At 76.8% G+C, this 21,877-nt stretch carries 5 protein-coding genes; 2 read left to right on the forward strand and 3 right to left on the reverse strand.

Annotated elements, in window-relative coordinates; genetic code table 11:
- Positions 1-3: 3 nt before the first annotated feature.
- Together ACRAKJ_RS25430 and ACRAKJ_RS25435 are read right to left on the reverse strand one after the other, a co-directional pair.
- Entirely contained in the window at positions 4-5,853 is a 5,850-nt protein-coding gene (locus ACRAKJ_RS25430; RefSeq protein WP_447008691.1) for a thioester reductase domain-containing protein, read from the reverse strand.
- Entirely contained in the window at positions 5,850-16,853 is an 11,004-nt protein-coding gene (locus tag ACRAKJ_RS25435) for a beta-ketoacyl synthase N-terminal-like domain-containing protein (protein ID WP_438920808.1), read from the reverse strand. The genes ACRAKJ_RS25430 and ACRAKJ_RS25435 overlap by 4 nt, the downstream gene beginning before the upstream one ends.
- 136 nt (positions 16,854-16,989) lie before the next feature.
- Here ACRAKJ_RS25435 and ccrA point away from each other — a divergent pair, with 136 nt between their 5' ends.
- The gene (gene ccrA, locus ACRAKJ_RS25440; protein WP_438920807.1) at positions 16,990-18,336 is read left to right on the forward strand and encodes a crotonyl-CoA carboxylase/reductase; all 1,347 of its coding nucleotides are present in this window, start codon (positions 16,990-16,992) and stop codon (positions 18,334-18,336) included.
- Positions 18,337-18,346: 10 nt separating this feature from the next.
- Positions 18,347-20,350 carry an aminotransferase class III-fold pyridoxal phosphate-dependent enzyme gene (locus tag ACRAKJ_RS25445; RefSeq protein WP_438920806.1) on the forward strand — a complete coding sequence of 668 codons (2,004 nt, stop codon included), beginning with the start codon at positions 18,347-18,349 and terminating at the stop codon, positions 20,348-20,350.
- A gap of 105 nt (positions 20,351-20,455) precedes the next feature.
- Here the strand turns inward: ACRAKJ_RS25445 and ACRAKJ_RS25450 are convergent, their stop codons facing one another.
- Positions 20,456-21,643 carry an acyl-CoA dehydrogenase family protein gene (locus ACRAKJ_RS25450; RefSeq protein ID WP_438920805.1) on the reverse strand — a complete coding sequence of 396 codons (1,188 nt, stop codon included), beginning with the start codon at positions 21,641-21,643 and terminating at the stop codon, positions 20,456-20,458.
- Positions 21,644-21,877: the final 234 nt, after the last annotated feature.

The raw sequence follows: 21,877 nt of genomic DNA on the forward strand, positions 1-21,877 counted from the left end.
CGCTCACCGTGGGAAGTAGCCCGCCCGGGTGAAGAAGTCGTGGTAGGTGCGGATCAGCTCGGCGGTGGGCTCGGGCCGCTCCAGGCCGGTGGCGGCGTCCGTGGCGGAGCTGTCGACCGGCAGGTAGAGGTCCGCGCCGCCCGCGGAGGCGGCGTCGAACGACTCCAGCAGCGGGAGCAGCGCGTTGCCGGGATCGGCGGTGATCCGGGCGCGCCAGGTGACGCGGTCCACCTCGGCCAGTTCACGGCCGAACGACCTCAGGTGCGCGACGATCCCGGCGAAGCCGATGGCGCCGCGGCCGGAGAGGTGGAAGGTGCGGCCCGCCGCGTCGGTGCGGCGGGTGAGGGCGACCACGGCGGCGCTGACGTAGTCCACGGGCACGAACTGGAACCGGCCGCCCACGTCGGCGGGGACGGCACGGGCCTGGAGCATCCCCTTGACGCTGAGCCAGACGAAGTCGCGGGTCTGGCAGGCGCCGGTGGCGCGGTCGCCGGAGACCAGGTCGACCCGGTGCACCACGACGGGCAGCCCGCGGTCGCGGGCCAGGCCGACGACCTGTTCCGCGACCCACTTGCTGCGGGTGTAGCCGGTGCGCAGCAGCGCGGGCGGACCGGTCGGGTCCTCGGGCCGCAGCGGTGTGCCGGGGGCGACCGGGCGGGCGAACACGCCGGTGGTGGAGACGTGGTGGACGGGGACGGTGCGGTGCCGCGCGGCCAGCCGCAGCACCTCGGTGGTGCCGCCGACGTTGGCGGCGCGCAGGGCCTCGTAGGGCTGGAGCCAGTTGACCCGGGCCCCGGAGTGCACGACGAGGTCGGCGGTGCGGGCGAGGGCGTCGAAGTCGTCCTCGGTGAGGCCGAGCCGGGGCGCGGCGAGGTCGCCGGGCACGGCGCGGACCCGGGACAGGTCGAGGTCCAGCTCGTACCAGGCGAGGTTGTCGCGCAGCCTGCGCAGCGCCCGGTCGGGGTCGTCGGCGCGGACCAGGCAGTGCACGGTGGCGGTGGTCTCGCGCAGGAGGTCGCGCAGCAGGAAAGCGCCGAGGAAGCCGGTGGCGCCGGTGAGCAGCACGTGCCGCGGGTCGGGGGCGTGGGTGGTGACCTCGGCGGCGGGGCGGATGTCGTCGGGCAGCACCACGTCCGCCTCCGGGTCGACCTGGTCGCCTCCGCGTGCGGCGGCGCCGGTGAGGGCGGTGAGGAGGTGGTCGGCGACCAGGGCGGGCGTGGGGTGGTCGAAGACGAGCGTCGGGGGCAGCCGCAGGCCGGTGGCGGTGTCCAGGGCGTTGCGCAGTTCCACGGAGCTGAGCGAGTCGAAGCCGAGGGCGGGGAACGCGGTGTCGGCGGGCACCTCGTCGGCGGGACGGCCGAGCTGCCGGGCGACCCGGTCGAGGACGACGGTGAGCAGGTGGTCGAGGCGGCGGTCGGCGGGCAGCGCGGCGAGCCGGCCGGCGAGGTCGTCCGCGCGCTCGGCGAGTTCGGCGGCGGCGGGGCGGTCGCCCCGGCGGGCGAGGCCGCGCAGCAGCGGCGCGGTGCGGGGTTGGGCGCGCACCGCGGCCAGGTCGATCGGGCAGGCGACGGTGACGGGGTGGCCCGCGGCGACGGCGGCGTCCAGCAGGGCCGTGCCGCGGTCGGCGGTGAGCGCGCCGAACCCCTCGCGGCGCACCCTGCGCAGGTCGCCCGCGGCGGCCATGCCGCCACCGTCCACGGCCCACGGGCCCCAGGCGACGGAGGTGGCGGGCAGGCCGAGGGCGGCGCGGTGCTCGGCGAGGGCGTCCAGCCCGGCGTTGGCGGCGGCGTAGTTGCCCTGGCCGGGTCCGCCGAGGACACCGGCGATGGAGGAGAACACCACGAACGCGCGGAGGTCCGCGTCACGGGTCAGCTCGTGCAGGTGGTGGGCGGCGAGCAGCTTGGGCCGGGCCGCGGTCGCCAGTCGCGCGGGGGTCAGTGCGGTGAACGCGCCGTCGTCCAGGGCTCCCGCGGCGTGCACGACGCCGGTGAGGGGTGGTTCGACGTCCGCGAGGACGGCGGCCAGGGCGTCCCGGTCGGCGACGTCGCACGCCGCGGTGGTGGCGCGGCAGCCGAGCGAGGCGAGTTCGGCGACGAGGTCGGCCGCGCCGGGTGCGTCCGGGCCGCGCCTGCTGGTCAGCAGCAGGTGCCGCACGCCGTGGCGGCCGGCCAGGTGGCGGGCGACCAGCGCGCCGAGGGCGCCGGTGCCGCCGGTGACGAGGACGGTGCCGTGCGACGGCCAGCCGCCGGTGGCGGGACCGGCGGGCAGGGGCGCGAGGCGGGGCGTGGTGGCGCGGCCCGCGCGCAGCGCCAGCTGGGGTTCACCGGAGGCCGCGGCGGCGGCGAGCACGTCGGGCGGCACGTCGTCGTGGTCGCTGTCGAGGAGCACGAACCGGCTGGGGTGCTCGGACTGGGCGGAGCGCAGCAGGCCCCAGACGGGGGCGACCGCGCCGTGCGGGCCGACCGCGTCGCGGGTGAGCACGACCAGCGGGCGGGGGTCGTCGCCGGTGAGCCACCGCTGGGCGGCGGTGAGGGTCTCGTGGCCGGAGCCGGGGTCGGTCACGCGGTGCACGGCCGGGGCGGGGTGGTCGCCGGGCGGCAGCAGCACGGGTTCCCAGGTGACGTGGTAGAGGTCGCCGGGCGGCACGACCGGGGTCACCGTGGCGGACGCGGTCACTGCGGCGGACGCGGTCACCGAGGCGGCCTCGACGACGACGTGCCCGGTCGGGTCGGTGGCGGTGAGCCGGTCGCCGTCGAGGTGGACGCGCAGGGAGCGGGCCCCGGAGGCGTGGACGCGGACGCCGCGCCAGCGGGTGCGGTCGCCGAGGGTGTCGGCGAGCAGCGCGGGGTGCAGCAGGTACGCGCCGGTGTCGTCGGTGGTGACGGGCTCCCCCTCGCCGTCCGGGACGGCGGCGGCAGGGGTGGCGGGTGCGGCGGTGGGGCTCAGGACGGCGTGGGCGTGGCGGGTCCACGCGCCGAGGTCGCCGGGTCGGGCGTGCAGGCGGGCGGCGCGGCGGCCGTCGGCGTCGGCCGGGTCGACGGTGACCAGCAGGTCGACCGCGCGACCGGCCGGCAGGTCGAGGGGCACGTCCACGTCGAGCCGGTCGACGGTGGTGCAGCCGGACTCGTCGGCGGCGCGCAGGGCGGCCTCGACCCAGGTGGTCGCGGGCACCCGGTCGGTGGCGAGCCAGGGGTGGTCGGCGCGGACGAGGCGGCCGGTGAGCGTGACGCGGTCGTCGGCGTCGGTGACCGCGCCGGTCAGCAGCGGGTGTCCGGTGCCCCGGTCGCCGGAGGCGGTGGTGTGCTGCCAGTAGCGCTGGTGGTCGAAGGCGTAGGTGGGCAGGTCGACGCGGCGTGCGCCGGTGCCGTCGAAGAACGCCTCCCAGTCGACCGGCACGCCGAGCGCGGCCAGGCGCGCGACCCCGGCGGTGAGCAGGGCGGCCTCGTCACCGCCACGGCGGTCCAGCACCACGACGGGGGTGTCGCTGATCGCCGGGGCCAGGACGGCGTCGGGGCCGATCTCGGCGAGCACGTCGGCGCGCAGCGCGGTGACGGCGTCGGCGAACCGGACGGGTTCGCGGACCTGCCGCACCCAGTACTCCGGGTCGGTGACCTCGCCGGGGCTGACGGCCTTGCCGGTGAGGCCGGACACCAGGGGCAGCACGGGTTCGCGCAGGGTCAACCCGGCCACCACGCGCCGGTAGTCGTCCAGCATCGGTTCCATGAGGGCGGAGTGGAAGGCGTGGGAGACGGCCAACCTCTTGTGCCGGTAGCCGTCCAGGTCGGCGAGCACGGCGGAGAGGGCGTCCTCCGGGCCGGAGAGCACGACCGCCCGCGGCCCGTTGACGGCGGCGATCGACACGTCGTCGCGCAGCAGCGGCAGCACCGCTTCCTCGGGGGCGCGCACCGCAACCATCGCCCCACCGGGCGGGAGGGCCTGCATGAGCCTGCCGCGCGCCCGGACCAGCGCCCACGCGTCGTCCAGGTCGAGCACGCCGGCGACGTGCGCGGCGGCGATCTCGCCGATCGAGTGGCCCGCGACCGCGGTGGGTCGCACGCCCCAGGACAGCAACCGGTGGAACAGCGCGACCTCGAACCCGAACAACGCCGGCTGCGCGAACTCCGTGCGGTCGAGGTCACCCTCGGCGGTGAACCCCAGGGCCGCCCCCATGCCTGACCACTGCGCGCCCTGCCCGGAGAACACGAACCCCAGGCGGCTGCGGGTGACGGGGCGGAGCTCCTCGGCGGTGTCGAGGGCGGCCAGCACCTCGTCGCGGGTGCGGCCGGTGACGGCGAGCCGGTGGGGCAGGGTGGCACGCGTGGTGGCGAGGCTGTAGGCGGTGTCGAGCAGGTCGTGGTCGGCAGGGTCGTGGTCGGCGAGGTGGGCGCGCAACCGCGCGACCTGCCCCCGCAACCCGCCCGACGTGGCCGCCGACAGCACCACCGGCACCGGCACCCCGGCAGGACGGGAAACCTCCTGCTCGGCCTCGACCTCCGGCGCCTCCTCGATGATCACGTGCGCGTTGGTGCCCGAGATCCCGAACGACGACACACCCGCCCGACGCGGCCTGCCCGCCGTGCGCGGCCAGGGCTGCTCGGTGGTGGCGAGCCGCACCGCGCCCGCGGTCCAGTCGACGGCGGAGGTGGGCTGCTCGGCGTGCAGGGTGCGCGGCACCCGTTCGTGCGCCAGGGCGAGCAGCACCTTGAGCACACCGCCGACGCCCGCCGCGGCGGAGGTGTGGCCGAGGTTGGACTTCAGCGACCCCAGCCACAACGGGGTGTCGCGGTCCTGCCCGTAGGTCGCCAGCAGCGCACCCGCCTCGATCGGGTCGCCGAGCCGGGTGCCGGTACCGTGCCCCTCCACGAGGTCCACTTCGGACGGTGTCACCCGCGCGTCGGCCCACGCCTCCCGGATGACGCGCTCCTGGGCGGGGCCGTTGGGCGCGGTGAGCCCGTTGGACGCGCCGTCGGAGTTGACGGCCGTGCCGCGCACCAAACCCAGGACGGGGTGGCCGTTGCGGCGGGCGTCGGACAACCGCTCCAGCAACAGCACCCCCACACCCTCCGACCAGCCCGTGCCGTCCGCACCCTCGCCGTAGGACTTGCACCGACCGTCCACCGCGAGGCCCTGCTGGTGCGAGAACTCGACCCACGCGCCGGCGCTGGACATGACGGTCACCCCGCCCGCGAACGCCAGGTCGCACTCCCCCGACCGCAGTGACCGGACCGCCAGGTGCAGCGCCACCAGCGACGACGAGCACGCCGTGTCCACGGTGAGCGCGGGCCCGTGCAGGCCCAGCGCGTAGGCGACGCGGCCGGAGGCGACGCTGGCGGCGCTACCGGTGAGCAGGTAGCCGCGCAGCTCCTCCGCGCCGCGGTCCATGTCGGTGTAGGTCTGCCCCGCGAAACCCGCGAACACCCCGGTGCGGGTGCCGCGCAGGGAGGACGGGTCGAGGCGGGCGCGTTCCGCCGCCTCCCAGGCGGTCTCCAGCAGCAGCCGCTGCTGCGGGTCGGCGGCCAGCGCCTCGCGGGCGGACATGCCGAAGAACGCCGGGTCGAAGTCGCCCGCGTCGTCGAGGAACCCGCCGCGGCGGGTGTCGGAGGTGGTGGCGAGGCCGTCGAGGTCCCAGCCCCGGTCGGTCGGGAAGTCGCCGATCGCGTCCCGCCCCCCGTCCAGCAACGCCCACAGGTCCTCCGGCGCGCGGACACCGCCGGGGTAGCGGCAGGCCGCGGACACGACGGCGATCGGGTCGTCGGCGGCCTCCAGGCGGGCGAGGCGCTCCCGGGTGCGGCGCAGTTCGGTGGTGGCGCGCTTGAGGTACGCGGCCAGCTTCTGCTCGGCTGGGGTGGTCATCGGTGGTCGCTCTCCTCCGGGCCGAGTTCGCCGTCGACGAGCGCGAACAGCTCCTCCAGCGAGGTGTCGTCGGGGCGCAGCCGGTCGCGCAGGTGCTCGGCGAGCGCGTCGGGGGTGGGGTGGTCGAAGACGAGCGTCGGCGGCAGGTCCAGGCCGGACAGGGTGACGAGCCGGTTGCGCAGCTCGACCGCGGTCAGCGAGTCGAAGCCCAGCTCGCGGAACGCCCGGTGCGGGTCGACCTCCGCGTCACCGCGGCCGAGGACGGCGGCGGTCTGCGCGCACACCACGTCGAGCAGGTCCGCGTCGGCGAGCGCGGCCAGGTCGACGGGCGGGACGGGTTCGGCGGGCGGGTCCGGTCGGAGCACCGGCGACGCGCCGTCGGCGATCCAGTAGTGCCGGTGGTCGAAGGCGTAGGTGGGCAGGTCGACGCGGCGTGCGCCGGTGCCGTCGAAGAACGCCTCCCAGTCGACCGGCACGCCCAGCGCGGCCAGGCGCGCGACCCCGGCGGTGAGCAGGGCGGCCTCGTCACCGCCACGGCGGTCCAGCACCACCACCGGCCGGTCGGTGACCACCGGCGCGAGGACGGCGTCCGGACCGATCTCCACCAGCAGGTCGGCGGCGGTGGCGGTGACGGCGTCGGCGAACCGGACGGGTTCGCGGACCTGCCGCACCCAGTACTCCGGGTCGGTGACCTCCCCCGGCCCGACGAGGCGGCCGGTGAGGCCGGACACCAGGGGCAGCACGGGTTCGCGCAGCACCAGCCCCGAGACGACGCGCCGGTAGTCGTCCAGCATCGGTTCCACGAGGGCGGAGTGGAAGGCGTGGGAAACGGCCAACCTCTTGTGCCGGTACCCGTTCAAGCCGGCGAGCACGGCGGTGACGGCGTCCTCCGGGCCGGAGAGCACGACCGCCCGCGGCCCGTTGACGGCGGCGACCGACACGCCGTCGCGCAGCAGCGGCCGGACCAGGTCCTCCCCTGCTTCCACGGCGACCATCGCGCCGCCCGGCGGGAGGGCCTGCATGAGCCTGCCGCGCGCCCGGACCAGCGCCCACGCGTCGTCCAGGTCGAGCACCCCGGCGACGTGCGCGGCGGCGATCTCACCGATCGAGTGCCCGGCGACGACGTCCGGCCGTACACCCCAGGAGCGCAACCGGTGGAACAGCGCGACCTCGAACCCGAACAACGCCGGCTGCGCGAACTCCGTGCGGTCCAGGTCCCCTTCGGCGGCGAAGCCCAGGGCCGTCCCCATGCCGGCCCACTGCGCACCCTGCCCGGAGAACACGAACCCCAGGCGGCGGGCGGCGGCCTGCTCGGGCACCGCGGTGTCGAGCGCGGCGAGCACCTCGGCGGTGTCGCGGCCCGCGACCGCGATGCGGCGCGGCAGCGGTGAGCGGGTGGTGGCGAGGCTGTAGGCGGTGTCGAGCAGGTCGTGATCGGCCAAGTGGGCGCGCAACCGCGTGACCTGCCCCCGCAACCCGCCCGGCGTCGCCGCCGAGAGCACCACCGGCACCGATACCGGCACCGGCACCCCGACAGGACGCGGAACCCCCGGTCCGGACTCGACCTCCGGCGCCTCCTCGATGATCACGTGGGCGTTGGTGCCCGAGATCCCGAACGACGACACACCCGCCCGACGCGGCCTGCCCGCCGTGCGCGGCCAGGGCACGGGTTCCCGCAGCAGCCGGACCGCGCCGGAGGACCAGTCGACCTCGGGCGTCGGCGTGTCGGCGTGCAGGGTGCGCGGCAGGCGGTCGTGCCGCATCGCCTGGAGCGCCTTGGCGATCCCGGCGACACCCGCGGCGGCCTGCGTGTGGCCGATGTTGGACTTGACCGAACCCAACCACAGCGGCGTGTCGCGGTCCTGCCCGTAGGTCGCCAGCAGCGCACCCGCCTCGATCGGGTCGCCGAGCCGGGTGCCGGTACCGTGCCCCTCGACGAAGTCCACTTCGGACGCTGTGGTGCCCGCGTCGGCCCACGCCTCCCGGATGACCCGCTCCTGGGCGAGGCCGGAGGGGGCGGTCAGGCCGTTGGACGCGCCGTCCTGGTTGATCGCCGTGCCGCGCACCAGGCCCACGACCGGGTGGCCGTTGCGGCGGGCGTCGGACAACCGCTCCAGCAACAGCACCCCCACACCCTCCGACCAGCCCGTGCCGTCCGCACCCTCGCCGTAGGACTTGCACCGACCGTCCACGGCCAGGCCCTGCTGGCGGGAGAACTCGACGAACGTGGTGGGGGTGGACATGACGCTGACCCCGCCCGCGAGCGCCAGGTCCGACTCGCCGCGCCGCAGCGACTGCACCGCCAGGTGCAGCGCCACCAGCGACGACGAGCACGCCGTGTCCACGGTGAGCGCGGGCCCGTTCAGGCCGAACGCGTAGGCGACGCGACCGGACGCGACGCTGCCCGCCGAGCCGGTCATCAGGTAGCCCTCGACGCCCTCGGGCACCTCGGCGGCGCGCACCGCGTAGTCGTGGTAGGCCACGCCGAGGAACACGCCGGTACGGCTGCCGCGCACCTCGGCCAGGGGGATGCCCGCACGCTCCCAGGTCTCCCAGGAGGTCTCCAGCAGCAGCCGCTGCTGCGGGTCCATCGCCAGCGCCTCGCGCGGGTTGATGCCGAACAGGTCCGCGTCGAACTCGCCCGCGTCGTGCAGGAAGCCGCCGCGCCGGGTGGCGGACCGCCCGCGCCGCGCCGGGTCGGGGTCGAACAGGGCGGCGGTGTCCCAGCCCCGGTCGGCCGGGAAGTCGCCGATGGCCTCGCCGCCCTCGTCGACCAGCCGCCACAGGTCTTCCGGGCCGGTGATGCCGCCGGGGAAGCGGCAGGCCAGCGCGACCACGGCGATCGGGTCGTCGGTGGGACGGGTGCGGGTGGTCGCGGTGACGTGCTCCGCCCCGCCGAGCAGGAGGGTGCGCAGGCGCGCGGCCAGCGCCGCGGGCGTGGGGTGGTCGAACAGGAGGGTCGCGGGCAGCGTGAGGCCGGTGGCCGCGCCGAGCCGGTTGCGCAGCTCGACCACGGTCAGCGAGTCGAGGCCGGATTCGCGGAACGCCCGCTCGGGGTCGACGGCCGCGGTGTCGGCGGGGTCGTGGCCGAGCACGGCGGCGGCGTGGCCGCGGACCAGGGCGAGCAGTTCCCGGTCCCGGTCGGCGGCGGACAGTGCGGTCAGCCTGGCCGCGTACCCGGTCCCCGGGGCGCGACCGGCGCCCGCGGCGGTGCGGGTGGGTCCCCGGACGAGGCCGCGCAACAGCGGTGGCACGTCGCCGCGCCGGGCGCGCTCCCGCAGCGCGGGCAGGTCCAGCGCGGCGGGCACGAGCAGCGCCCGGTCCGCGCCCAGCGCGCTGTCCAGCAGTGCCCACCCGTCGTCGGCGGACATCGGGGCCAGCCCGGCGCGGGAGAGGCGCGCGAGGTCGCGCGCGTCGAGCGCGCCCAGGCCGCTGTCCAGGTCCCACAGTCCCCACGCCAGGGACACCGCGGGCACGCCTCGGGCGCGGCGGCGCTGGGCGAGGGCGTCGAGGTGGGCGTTGGCGGCGGCGTAGGCGGCCTGCGCCGGGGTCCCGAGGACGCCGACGGCCGAGGAGAACAGCGCGAACGCGCGCAGCGGCTGGTCGCGGGTCAGCTCGTCGAGGTGCCGCGCGCCGTCGACCTTGGGCCGCAGCACGGCGGCCAGGCGGTCGGCGGTCAGCTCCTCCAGGGGCGCGTCGTCACCGGCGGCGGCCAGGTGCAGCACGGCGGTGAGCGGCCGGTCGAGCCCGTCGAGCAGGGCGGCGAGCGCGGCGCGGTCGGCGGTGTCGCAGGCGACGGCGGTGGCGCGCGCGCCCGCCTCGGCGAGGTCGGCGCACAGCTCGGCGGCTCCCGGCGCGTCGGGACCGCGTCGGGAGACGAGCAGGAGGTGCCGGACGCCGTGCCGGGTGACCAGGTGGCGGGCCAGACCGCCGCCGAGGGCCCCGGTGCCGCCGGTGACCAGCACGACGCCCTCGGGGTCGAGGACGGGCGGCGCGGCACCCGCGACGGGCGTCAGCCTGGGCACCAGCAGGTCGCCGCCGCGCAGCGCTCCCTGGTCCTCCCCGGCGGCGGCCAGGGCCGCGACGGCGCGGCGCACGGCGTCGGCGTCGGTTGACGGGTCCGCTGACGGGTCGGCGTCCAGGAGCAGGAAGCGACCCGGGAACTCGGCCTGCGCGGAGCGGACCAGGCCGCGGGCGGCGCCGTGCGCGGTATCGGTGACCTCGGCGGCGTCCCGGGTGGCGACGCCGCCCCTGGTGACCACGGCGAGCGGTTCGGGCCGGCCGTCGGCCAGGTGCCGCTGGAGGGCGGCCAGCACGGTGGCGGCCGGTGCGCCGGAGGGCGGCTCCAGCACCGCGACGGCGGTGCTCCCGACGGGGGTGCTCCCGACGGGGGTGCTCCCGACGGGGGTGCTCCCTGTAGGGGTGCTCCCTGCGGCGGCCGCCGGGGGCCGCCAGTCCAGGCCGTAGAGCGCGCCGCCGCCGGTGGGCCCCGCGGTGAGGTCGGCCGGGCGCACGGGCCGGAACAGCAGGGACTCGACGACGGCGACGACGTGGCCGGTGTCGTCGGTGGCGGTCAGCCGCACGGCCTCACCGCCCGCGGGGCGCACCCGCACGCGCAGCGCGGTCGCGCCCGCCGCCGGCACCGACACGCCGGTCCAGGCGAACGGCAGCCGCAGCACGCCCGGCTCGGCGGGTGCGCGCAGCAGCTCGGCGTGCAGGGCGGCGTCCAGCAGGGCCGGGTGCACGGTGAAACCGCGCGCCTCGGCGTGCCGGGAGGGGTCCAGGGCGACGTCAGCGCACATCTCGTCGCCGTGCCGCCAGGCGGCGCGCAGTCCCCGGAAGGCCGGGCCGTAGCCGTAGCCGTCGCGCTCCCGGTCGGCGTAGAAGCCGCTGACGTCCACGGGTTCCGCGCCCGACGGCGGCCAGTCGCCCGCCTCGTCGTCGGGCGGGGCCGGCTGGGCGGTGAGGGTGCCCGAGGCGTGCCGGGTCCACGGGCCGGAGCCGTCCTCGGGGCGGGCGTGCACGGCGACCGCGCCGCCGTCGCGTTCCACGACCACGCGCAGCAGCACAGGGCGGCCCGCGGGCAGCGGCAGGGGCCGTTCGACGGTCAGCTCGGCCAGGTGGGGCGCGCCGATCTCGTCACCCGCGCGCAGCGCCAGTTCCACGAACGCCGTGCCGGGCAGCAGGGCGGTGCCGGACGCGGCGTGGTCGGCGACCCACGACGGGGCGTTCGCGGTGACGCGGCCGGTCAGCTCGACCCGGTCGCCGCCCAGGTCGGCGACGACCGCGCCGAGCAGCGGGTGCCCGGCCGGGGTGAGGCCCGCGGCCGAGACGTCGGGCGTCCCGGAGCCGGCGGTGAGCCAGTGGTGGCGGTGCTGGAACGGGTAGGTGGGCAGGTCGGCGCGGCGCGCCCCGGGCAGGGTGACGTCCCAGTCGACGGCGACGCCGCGGACGTGGGCCTCGGCCAGGGAGCGGCGGAACCGCGCCCGGCCTCCTTCGCCCCGGCGCAGCGTGGCGAGCACGGCGGGTCGGTACCCGGTGGCGTCCGCGGTGTCCAGCACCGCGGCGGCCAGCACCGGGTGCGGGGCGCACTCGACGAACGCGCCGTGCCCGTCGGCCAGCAGGGCGGTGACCGCGGCCTGGAAGTCCACGGGCTCCCGGACGTTGCGGAACCAGTGGTCGTCGCCCAGCTCGTCGAGGCGGGAGCCGGTGATCGCGGAGTAGAACGGCACGGTGGGCGGGTGGTGGGCGATGCCCGCCAGGGCGGCGAGCAGCGGTTCGCGCAGCGGTTCGACGATCGCGCAGTGCGACGCGCCCGCCCGGACCACGACCCTGGCGCGGACGCCGTCCTCCTTGCAGCCCGCGACGAACCGGTCCACCTCGTCGGGCTCGCCGCCGACGGTGACCGCGAGCGGGCCGTTGACCACCGCGACCTCCAGCCGGGCGGCGCGGTCGGCGATGCGGGCGCGGGTGTCGGCGGCGGACAGCTCGACGGCGGCCATCGTGCCGCGGCCGGTGAGCAGTTCCGCGTAGACGCGGCTGCGGCGCACCACGACCCGCGCGGCGTCGGCCAGGGTCAGCGCCCCGGCGACGCAGGCCGCGGCCAGCTCGCCCTGGGAGTGGCCGACGACGGCCGAGGGCCGCACGCCGTGCGCCTCCCACAGCGCAGCCAGCGACACCATGACGGCGAACAGCACGGGCTGCGCCACGTCGGAGGTCTCGCGGTCGGCCGCGCCGGGCCGGTCGAGCGCGGTGTCCAGCAGGGACCAGTCGACCAGGGGGTCGACGGCGGCGGCGCACTCACGCAACCGGGCGGCGAAGGCGGGTTCCTCCGCGTAGAGGTCGGCGACCATGCCGGGCCACTGGGAACCGTGGCCGGGGAAGACGAACACGACGCCGCCGGGGTCGGTGGCGGTGCCGGTGGCGGCGGTCGTGGGCGCGGTGCCCGCGAGGGCGGTCAGGGCAGCGCGGTCGCCGGCGGTGACCACGGCGCGGTGCGGGAACGGGGTGCGGGTGTGCAGCAGGGACCAGGCGACGTCGGCCGCGGGCAGGCCGGGGTGGGCGTCGAGGTGCTCGCCCAGCCGGTCGGCCTGGGCGGCCAGCGCCTCGGGGGTCGCGGCGGACAGCGGCCACATCACCGGGCCGTCGACGTCCGCCGCGGGCTCGTCTGGGTCGGCGGGCGGGGGTTCCTCCAGCAGCAGGTGGGCGTTGGTGCCGGAGATGCCGAAGGAGGAGACGCCGGCGCGGCGCGGCCGGTCGGGGTCGCGCGGCCAGTCGACGGCCGCGGTGAGCAGCCGGACCGCCCCGGCGTCCCAGTCGACGCGCGGGGTGGGTTCGGCGGCGTGCAGGCTGCGGGGCAGGACGCCGTGCCGCATGGCCTGCACGACCTTGATCACGCCCGCGACGCCCGCGGCGGCCTGGGTGTGGCCGATGTTGGACTTGACCGAGCCCAACCACAGCGGGGTGTCGCGGTCCTGGCCGTAGGTGGCGATCAGGGCGGCGGCCTCGATGGGGTCGCCGAGCCGGGTGCCGGTGCCGTGCGCCTCGACGGCGTCCACGTCGGCGGGCGACAGGCGGGCCGCGGCGAGGGCGCGGCGGATGACCTGCCGCTGCGCCGCGCCGTTGGGTGCGGTGAGGCCGTTGGACGCGCCGTCGGAGTTGACGGCGCTGCCGCGCACGACGGCGAGCACGGGGTGGCCGTGGCGGCGCGCGTCGGACAGGCGCTCCAGGACGAGCACGCCCGCGCCCTCGGCCCAGCCGGTGCCGTCGGCGTCGGCGGAGAACGCCCTGGAGCGACCGCGCGGCGACAGGCCGCCGAGGCGGCCGAGCTCGGCGAACACGCCGGGGGTGGGCATGACCGTCGCGCCGCCCGCCAGCGCCAGGGAGCACTCGCCGGAGCGCAGGGCCGCCGAGGCGGTGTGCACGGCGACCAGGGACGCCGAGCAGGCGGTGTCCAGGGTGATCGCCGGGCCGTGCAGGCCCAGGACGTAGGCGATGCGGCCGGACGCGACGCTGGGGGTGGTGCCGGTGAAGCGGTAGCCGGCGGAGCCCTGGCCGGGCTCGCCGAGGCGGGGGCCGTACTCCTGGTAGGTGGTGCCGACGAAGACGCCGGTGTCGGTGCCGCGCAGGGACGCGGGGTCGACGCCCGCGCGTTCCAGCGCCTCCCAGGAGGTCTCCAGCAACAGCCGCTGCTGGGGGTCCATCGCGGCGGCCTCGCGCGGGTTGACGCCGAAGAACGCGGCGTCGAAGCCGGTGACGCCGGACAGGAAGCCGCCCTCGTCGACGGGGGTGGCGTCGGGGCGGTCGGGGTCGCGGAGGCGGTCGGTGTCCCAGCCCCGGTCGGTGGGGAACGGACCGATGGCGTCGACCCCGTCGGCGACGACGCGCCACAGGTCCTCCGGGGCGCGGACGCCGCCGGGGAAGCGGCAGGCCATGCCGACGATGACGACCGGGTCGTCGTCGAGGGCCGCGCGCGGGGTCCCGGGGGTCGTGTCGTCCGGGTCGTCGTCCGCGCCGCTTTCGGCGAGGTGCGCGGCGAGGGCGGCGGGGGTGGGGTGGTCGTAGACGAGGGTTTCGGGCAGTGCCCGGTCCAGGGCGGTGGCGAGCCGGTCGCGCAGCTCGACGCCCGTGGCGGAGGTGACGCCGAGGTCGCGGAACGACCGGTCGGGGACGATCCCGGCGGCGGTGTCCAGGCCGAGGACGGCGGCGGTGTGCACGCGGACCAGGCGCAGGGTGTCGGGCCGCCGGGCTTCGGGCCGCTGCGGTTCGGGCCGCTGCGGTTCGGCGGACTGCCGGGGCTGCTCGGGCAGGAGTTCACCGGCCGGGGCGGTCGGGTCGGCCGGGGCGGAGGAGTCGGCGGGATCGGGCAGCCAGTGCCTGCGGCGGCGGAACGCGTAGGTGGGCAGCGGCACGCGGTGACCGCCGGTCAGGGCGGCGAGGTCGACGGCCACGCCCGCGGCGTGCAGGGTCGCCAGCGCCTCGACGAGCGCGGTGGGCTCGGGGCGGTCGCGGCGCAGGGCGGCGGCGAAGGCGTCACCGGGGACGGCGGCGCGGACCGCGGGCGCGAGCACCGCGTCCGGGCCCAGCTCCAGGTGGGCGGTGACCCCGGCTTCGGCGAGCCGCCGCGCGCCGTCGCCGAAGCGGACGGTCCCGCGGATGTGCCGCACCCAGTACTCGGGATCGGTCAGCTCCCCCGGGCGGGCGGGGCGACCGGTGACGTTGGAGACGACGGGAACGGCGGGCTCGGCGTAGGACAGGGAACGGGCCACGGCGCGGAACTCGTCGAGCACCGGGTCCATGCGGTGCGAGTGGAAGGCGTGGCTGACCCGCAGCCCGCGGGTGCGGCGGCCCCTGGCGCGCAGGCGTTGGACCAGCGCGTCCACCGCGTCGGCGTCACCGGAGACGACGACGGCGCGGGGACCGTTGACCGCGGCGACGCCCACCCGACCGGCGAGGTCGGCGAGGTTGGCGAGGTCGGTGAGCACCTCGTCCTCGGTGGCCTCGACGGCGGCCATCGCGCCGCCCGGCGGCAGCGCGCCCATGAGCCTGCCGCGCGCGACGACGAGGGTGGCCGCGTCGGGCAGGGTCAGCACGCCCGCGACGTGCGCGGCGGCCAGCTCGCCGACGGAGTGGCCGAGCAGCAGGGCGGGGCGCACGCCGAGCGCGGTGACCAGCCGGTGCAGCGCGACCTCCACGGCGAACAGGGCGGGCTGCGCGTAGGCGGTGTCGTCCAGGTCCTCGGCGGAGGTGCCCCAGGCGACGTCGCGCAGGGGCCGGTCGAGCAGCGGGTCGAGGTGGGCGCAGACCTCGTCGAAGGCGGCGGCGAACACCGGGTGGGCGGCGTGCAGCTCGCGCCCCGCGCCGAGCCGCTGCGCGCCCTGGCCGGTGAACAGCGCGGCGAGCACCCCGTCCCCGGCCGAGCCGGTCACAAGCCCGGCGGCGGGCTCGTCGACGGCGAGCGCGTCGAGGCGACCGAGGAGGGCGCCGCGCTCCCCCGCGACCACGACGGCCCGCCGGGTGAACGCGGTGCGGGTGGCGGCGAGGGAGTGCGCTAGGTCGGCGGGCGCGGCGTCGGGGCGCTCGCGCACCCAGTCGGCGAGCCGTGCCGCCTGCGCGCGCAGGCCGTCGTCGTCGGGCGCGGAGAGCGGGAACGCCAGGGGGCCGCCCACGAGCGCCGGCGGGTGGGCGGTGTCCCCGGTCCCCGCCCCGCGCGGTCCGGGGGCCGCGGCCAGGACCAGGTGGCAGTTGGTGCCGCCCATGCCGAAGGAGCTGACGCCCGCGATCAGCGGCTCGTCCGGGCGCGGCCACGGTGACAGGCGGTCGTGCACGCGCAGCCGCCACTCGTCGAACGCGATGTCAGGGTTCGGCTCCTCGTGCCCCGGGCTCGCCGGGAGCAGGCCGGCGTGCAGCGCCAGCACGACCTTCAGCAGGCCGGTGACGCCCGCCGCGCCCTCCAGGTGGCCGACGTTCGTCTTCACCGAGCCGACCAGCAGGGGGCGGTCCGCCGGGCGGTGCGCGCCGATCGCGGCGCCCAGGGCGCGTGCCTCCACGGGGTCGCCGACGCGGGTCCCGGTGCCGTGCAGCTCCACGTACTGCACCTGGTCCGGCCCGATCCCGGCGGCGGCGTGCGCGGTGGTGACCACGGCGCGCTGGGCGTCCGCGTCGGGCGTGGTCAGCCCCGCTCCCCCGCCGTCGTTGTTGACCGCGCCGCCGCGCAGGACCGCCCACACCTCGTCGCCGTCGGCCAGGGCCCGCGCCAGGGGCTTGAGCACCACGACCGCTCCGCCCTCACCGCGCACGTAACCGTTGGCGCGGGCGTCGAACACGCGGCACCGGCCGTCCGGGGACAGCGCGCCGAACCGCTCGGCGGCGACGGTCGACGTGCCCGCCAGGTTGAGCTGCACCCCGCCCGCGACGGCCAGCTCCGACTCGCCGGAGCGCACGCTCTGCGCCGCCAGGTGCACCGCCACCAGCGACGACGACTGGCCGGTGTCGACGGTGGCGCTGGGGCCCCGCGCGCCCAGCAGGTAGGACAGCCGGTTCGCCAGCAGCGCCCGGTTCAGGCCGGCCAGGGTGTGCGGGGTGACCGCGTCGGGGCCGGCGCGGTCGGTGAGGCGCGCGTAGTCGTCGGCGGTCGCGCCGATGAACACGCCCACGTCGGTGCCGCGCAGCGCGGCGGGCACGAGGCCGGCGTGCTCCAGCGCCTCCCAGCCCAGCTCCAGCACCAGGCGCTGCTGCGGGTCGGTCGAGGCGGCCTCGCGCGGGGTGAGCCGGAAGAACCCGGCGTCGAAGCCCGCGACGTCGTCGAGGAACCCGCCGCGGCGCACCCGCACGGGCGCGTCGCGCCACCGGTCGGCGGGCGCGTCGGTGATCGCGTCGCGCCCCTCGCTCAGCAGCCGCCAGAAGTCCGAGGGCCCGTCCGCGCCGGGCAACCGGCAGGCGAGCCCGACGATCGCGACGGGATCGGTACCACGTGGTTCTCGTTGCGCTTCTCCAGCCACGTGCCGAAACGTATCGACGGGCGTCCGGATCACCGGAACTCCGCGGTAATCCGGGTGCGAAGAACGCGCGAGGAACGAACCACCACCGCCCGCCGCTAGCGTGCGGAACGGACCCGCCCCGGCGTGTGGAGCTGTCGTGAACCCCTTTGCAGAAGCCATTGTCGAGAACCGGCCCGCGGCGCACCTCGCGGCCCTGGAACTGCCCGGCGAGTACGAGGCCGCGCACCTGCGGGCCGAGGACGCGGACATGTTCGCCGGGGTGGCGGACAAGGACGTGCGCAAGTCGCTGCGGGTCGGTCCGGTGCCGATGCCGGAACTGGCGCCGGACGAGGTCGTGGTGGCGGTGATGGCGAGTTCGGTCAACTACAACACGGTCTGGTCGGCGACGTTCGAGCCGATGCCGACGTTCGGGTTCCTGCGCCGCTACGGCGCGCAGGGCGGGTGGGCGGCCCGGCACGACCAGCCGTTCCAGGTGGTCGGTTCCGATGCCGCGGGCGTCGTGGCGCGGGTCGGGTCGGGCGTGCGCCGCTGGAAGGTCGGCGACCACGTCGTCGTGCACCCGGTGCACGTGGACGACGAGGAGCCCGCGACCCACGAGGACGCGATGCTCGGCGTGGACATGCGCGCCTGGGGCTACGAGACGAACTACGGCGGCATGGGCGAGTTCGCCGTCGCCCGCGCCAACATGCTGGTGCCCAAGCCCCCGCACCTGACGTGGGAGGAGGCGGCCGTGTCGCCGATGTGCGGCAGCACCTCCTACCGGATGCTGGTCGGCGAGCACGGCGCCCGGATGAAGCAGGGCGACGTGGTGCTGGTGTGGGGCGCGACCGGCGGCCTGGGCGCGTACGCGGTGCAGCTCGTGAAGAACGGCGGCGGTATCGCCGTGGGCGTGGTCGGCTCGGCCCGCAAGGCGGAGGCCGCGCGGGCGCTGGGCTGCGACGTGGTCGTGGAACGCGCCGACATCGGCCTGGTGGGCGGTGACTTCTCGCCCGAGCGGACGGTGGAGGTCGGCAAGCGGCTGGGCCGGGTCATCCGCGCCGGGGCGGGCCGCGACCCCGACGTGGTGTTCGAGCACGTCGGCCGCGCCACGTTCGGCATCTCGGTGTTCGTCGCGGGCAGGGGCGGCACGGTGGTGACCTGCGGGTCGAGCACCGGCTACCGCCACGAGTTCGACAACCGCTACCTGTGGATGCGGCTCAAGCGGATCGTGGGCAGCCACGGCGCGAACCTCCAGGAGCAGCTGGAGCTGACCCGCCTGGTGGCCTCGGGCGCGATCGCGCCGACCCTGTCGTCGCTCTACCCGCTGGCCTCGGCGGGCGAGGCGGCGCGGCTGGTGCAGGAGAACGGGCACGTCGGCAAGGTCGGCGTGCTCTGCCTGGCCCCCGAGCGGGGGTTGGGCGTGACCGCACCGGAGCTGCGCGCCCGGATCGGCGAGGACCGGATCAACCCGCTGCGGCCGTTCCGGTCCGCCGCGTCGATGTGAGGGGCTGGGCATGAGGGAACACGCGGAACGCTTCCTGGGCGACGCGCTCGCCGCGTGGGGGCTGGACGTGGAGTACGACCACGGCGCGGGCGACCTGCTGCACCGGACCACCGACCCGGGGCGCCGGTCGCCGGTGCTGGACCTGGTCGGCGGTTTCGGTTCGCTGTTCTTCGGCCACAACCACCCGGAACTGGTGGCGCACGCCAAGTCGCTGCTGGACGCGGGCACCCCGGCGCACGCGCAGCTCTCGAAGCGGGCCGAGGCGCAGCGGGTCGCCGCCGCGCTGAACGTGATCGCCGAGCGGGAGCTGTCGCCCGGCGAGCCGTACTCGGCGATCTTCGCCAACAGCGGCGCGGAGGCGGTCGAGGCGGCGGTGAAGCACGCCGAACTGGCACGGGTGGTGCGGGTCGGGGCGCTGGGCGCGGAGGTCGCCGAGCACGCCGCGGGGGTCGGGGCGGCGGCCGGTGGGCCGGACCCGCTGCGGCTGTCACCGGAGGCCGAGGCCGTCGCGGCGGGCGGCGGGGTCGCCGAGCTGCTGGAGGCGGCGGGGCGGCACAACGCCGCGGCGCTGGCGCACCCGCCGGTCTTCTTCGCGCTGGAGGGCGGTTTCCACGGCAAGCTGGTGGGCAGCCTCCAGCTGACCCACAACCCCGTCTTCCGCGTGCCGTTCGGCGGGCTCGGGGCGCACACCCGGTTCGTCGCCGCGGACTCCTGCGAGGACGCGGTGAAGCTGGCCGAGGCCGAGCAGCCGCACGTGCTGGACGTGGTGGCGGTCGACGGGGTGGTGGGGGTGCGGCGGCGGCCGGTGCCCTTCGTCGCCGCGTTCTTCGTCGAGCCGGTGCGGGGCGAGGGCGGCATCACCGCGCTGACCGCGGAGCAGGCGGCCCGGATCACCGAGGTGTGCCGGGTGCTGGACTGCCCGCTGGTGGTGGACGAGATCCAGACCGGCGCGGGCCGCACCGGCGCGTTCTTCGCGGGCGCCGCGATCGGGCTGGTCGGCGACTACTGCACGCTCGCCAAGGCGGTCGGCGGCGGGCTCGCCAAGACGTCGGTGCTGCTGGTGCGGGAGTCCCGGTACGTCAAGGAGTTCGAGCTGCTGCACAGCTCCACCTACGCCAAGGACAGCTTCTCCTGCTCGATCACCGAGAAGGTGCTGGAGATGCTGGAGCGCGACGACGGCGCGGCCTACCGGCGGGCCGCCGAGCGGGGCGCGGCGTTGCGGGCGGCGTTGGAGGAGGTGCGCGCGGAGTACCCGGACGTGGTGGCCGACGTGCGCGGGCGGGGCCTGCTGCTGGGCTTCGAGTTCGCCGACCGGTCCGACTGCGCCTCGCCGCTGATCCGCGACTACGCGCGCGGCGGCTTCTTCGGGTTCGCCGTGTCGGGGTTCCTGCTGCGCAGGCACGACCTGCGGCTGATGCCGACCGGCAGCGCGCCGGGGACGCTGCGGGTGCAGCCGTCGAGCGGCATCGACGACGAGTCCGTCCGGCGGCTGGCGGCGGGCCTGCGGGACGTGTGCGACGTGCTGCGCCACGAGGACGCGCTGCACCTGGTGGACCCGGCGACGTCGGTGGGGACCAGGGACTTCCGCGGCCCCGGCGCGGTCGCGGCCGGGGGCGGCACGCGGGTGGCGTTCGTGGCGCCGCTGGGCGAGCCGGAACGGTTGCGGCGGTTCGACCCGGCGCTGGCGGGGTCGGACGACGCGGCGCTGCGCGCGTTCACCGCCCGTGCGGCGGCGGTCAACGCGATGGCGCCGCTGCCCGCGGTCGCGTGGGACCCCGACGTGGCGGTGTCGGTGTTCCCGCTGCTGGTCGGGCCGCACCTGTCGGCCGACGCGGTGGCGGCCGGGGTGGCGGGTCAGGTCGCGGCGGCGCGCGGCGCGGGTTTCGACGTGGTGGTGGTGAGCGGGGAGTTCACCGGCTCGTCGGCGTCCGGGCGCGGTCCCGCGGGGTTCGCGCTGCCCCCCGGCTTCGGTGACGAGGTCCCGGCGGAGCTGGCCGCGGCGCTCACCGGTTGACGCTCGCCGGCTGGCGCTCGTCGGTTGGGCGGCCCACGACGACGCGCGGTCCCGCCCCGGGCTCCGGGACGGGACCGCGTCGCCGGTCGCTGGTCCGGTACGGGGTCAGAACAGCAGGGACACCGGGCGGCCCAGGTCGAGCAGGGAACGCGCGTAGTCCTCGACGATCATCGGGCGGTTGAGGGCGGTGTGCCTGCTGCCGATCTCCAGGTCGCGCCAGTACCGCTGGAGCGGGTTGGCCTGCGCGAAGCCGCTGGTGCCGCCGAGGTCCAGCAGCAACTGCACGGCCTCGCGGGCCCGTTGGAGCGAGGTGACCATGTGCATCCGCAGGCGGGCGCGTTCGGCGGGGGTGGCGTCCTCGCCCTCCTTGACGGCGTCGAAGCCCTCCGCGACGTGCAGCATGTGCAGGACGGCGGTGTCGACCAGGTGGGTCGCCTCGGTGAACTGGTGCTGCACCGAGGTGGAGTCGACCGCGCGCTCGTAGATCGAGAAGGCGAGCGGCTTGTGCTCGGCGAGCTTGGCCGCCACCAGGTCCAGCGCGCCCATGGCCGCGCCGACCAGGGACGACAGCGAGTGCAGGTTGCCCTTGATCAGGATGGTGGCGGCGATCGGCGACTCGGGCTCGCCGTCCGGCTTGAGCGGCGCGAACTGCACGAACCGGTCGGGCACGAACAGGTCCTCGGCGACCATGGCGTGCGTGCCGGTGCCGGACAGGCCCGCCACCTTCCAGGTCTGCTCGATCCGCAGGTCGGTGGGCGGGGCCAGGAGGTTGGCGACGCCGACGTGCTTGTCGTCCTCGTCGAACACCGGCACCCACGCCAGGAACGCCCAGTCGGAGAACTCGCAGCCGGACGCGTAGGGGAAGCGACCGTTCACGCGGAGACCGCCGGGCACCCGGTCGGCGCGCAGCTTCGGGTCCAGGCTCGCCGCGGACAGCATCACGGCGTCGGGGTCGGCGTCGTAGATCTCGCGCACGCCGGCCTCGGGCATGACCATGACGAGGTCGACCGAGGCGGCGTGGTTGGCGGCGATCCAGCCGGTCGACGGGCAGCCGCGACCGATCTCGACGAGCACCCGGACCTGGTCCCGCATGGGCAGGAACCAACCGCCGTGCTCGCGCGGCGTGCTCAGCCGCAGCAGGCCCGCGGCGCGCAGCGCGACCACGTTCTCGTCGGCCACCCGCGATTCGTGCTCGGTGCGCTCGGCGTTGGCCCGCAGCAGCGGGATGAGATCACGGGCTCGACCGATCAGCTCCTCGGTGGTCGGAGTCGGTTGGGCGGTGCTGAGCGACATCGGGTTCCTCCTCCGGGGCGTCGCGGCGTGCGGACACCCCGGCGAACGGTAACGACGTTCCCCACCGGGCCGTCCACCCCGCCGTAATCCGCGGCCGATTACTTCGCAGAGAACGGGCCGAGGATCTCCGGAGCGAACCCGGCGGGGGGCGGGGGCGGGACGCGGTGGCGACGGCGATGGTGGCGACGACATCCGACGCGTACGTCGGGCGGCACCTCGCGGCAGGTCCGAAGC

This window comes from Saccharothrix sp. DSM 118769, from assembly GCF_052936295.1.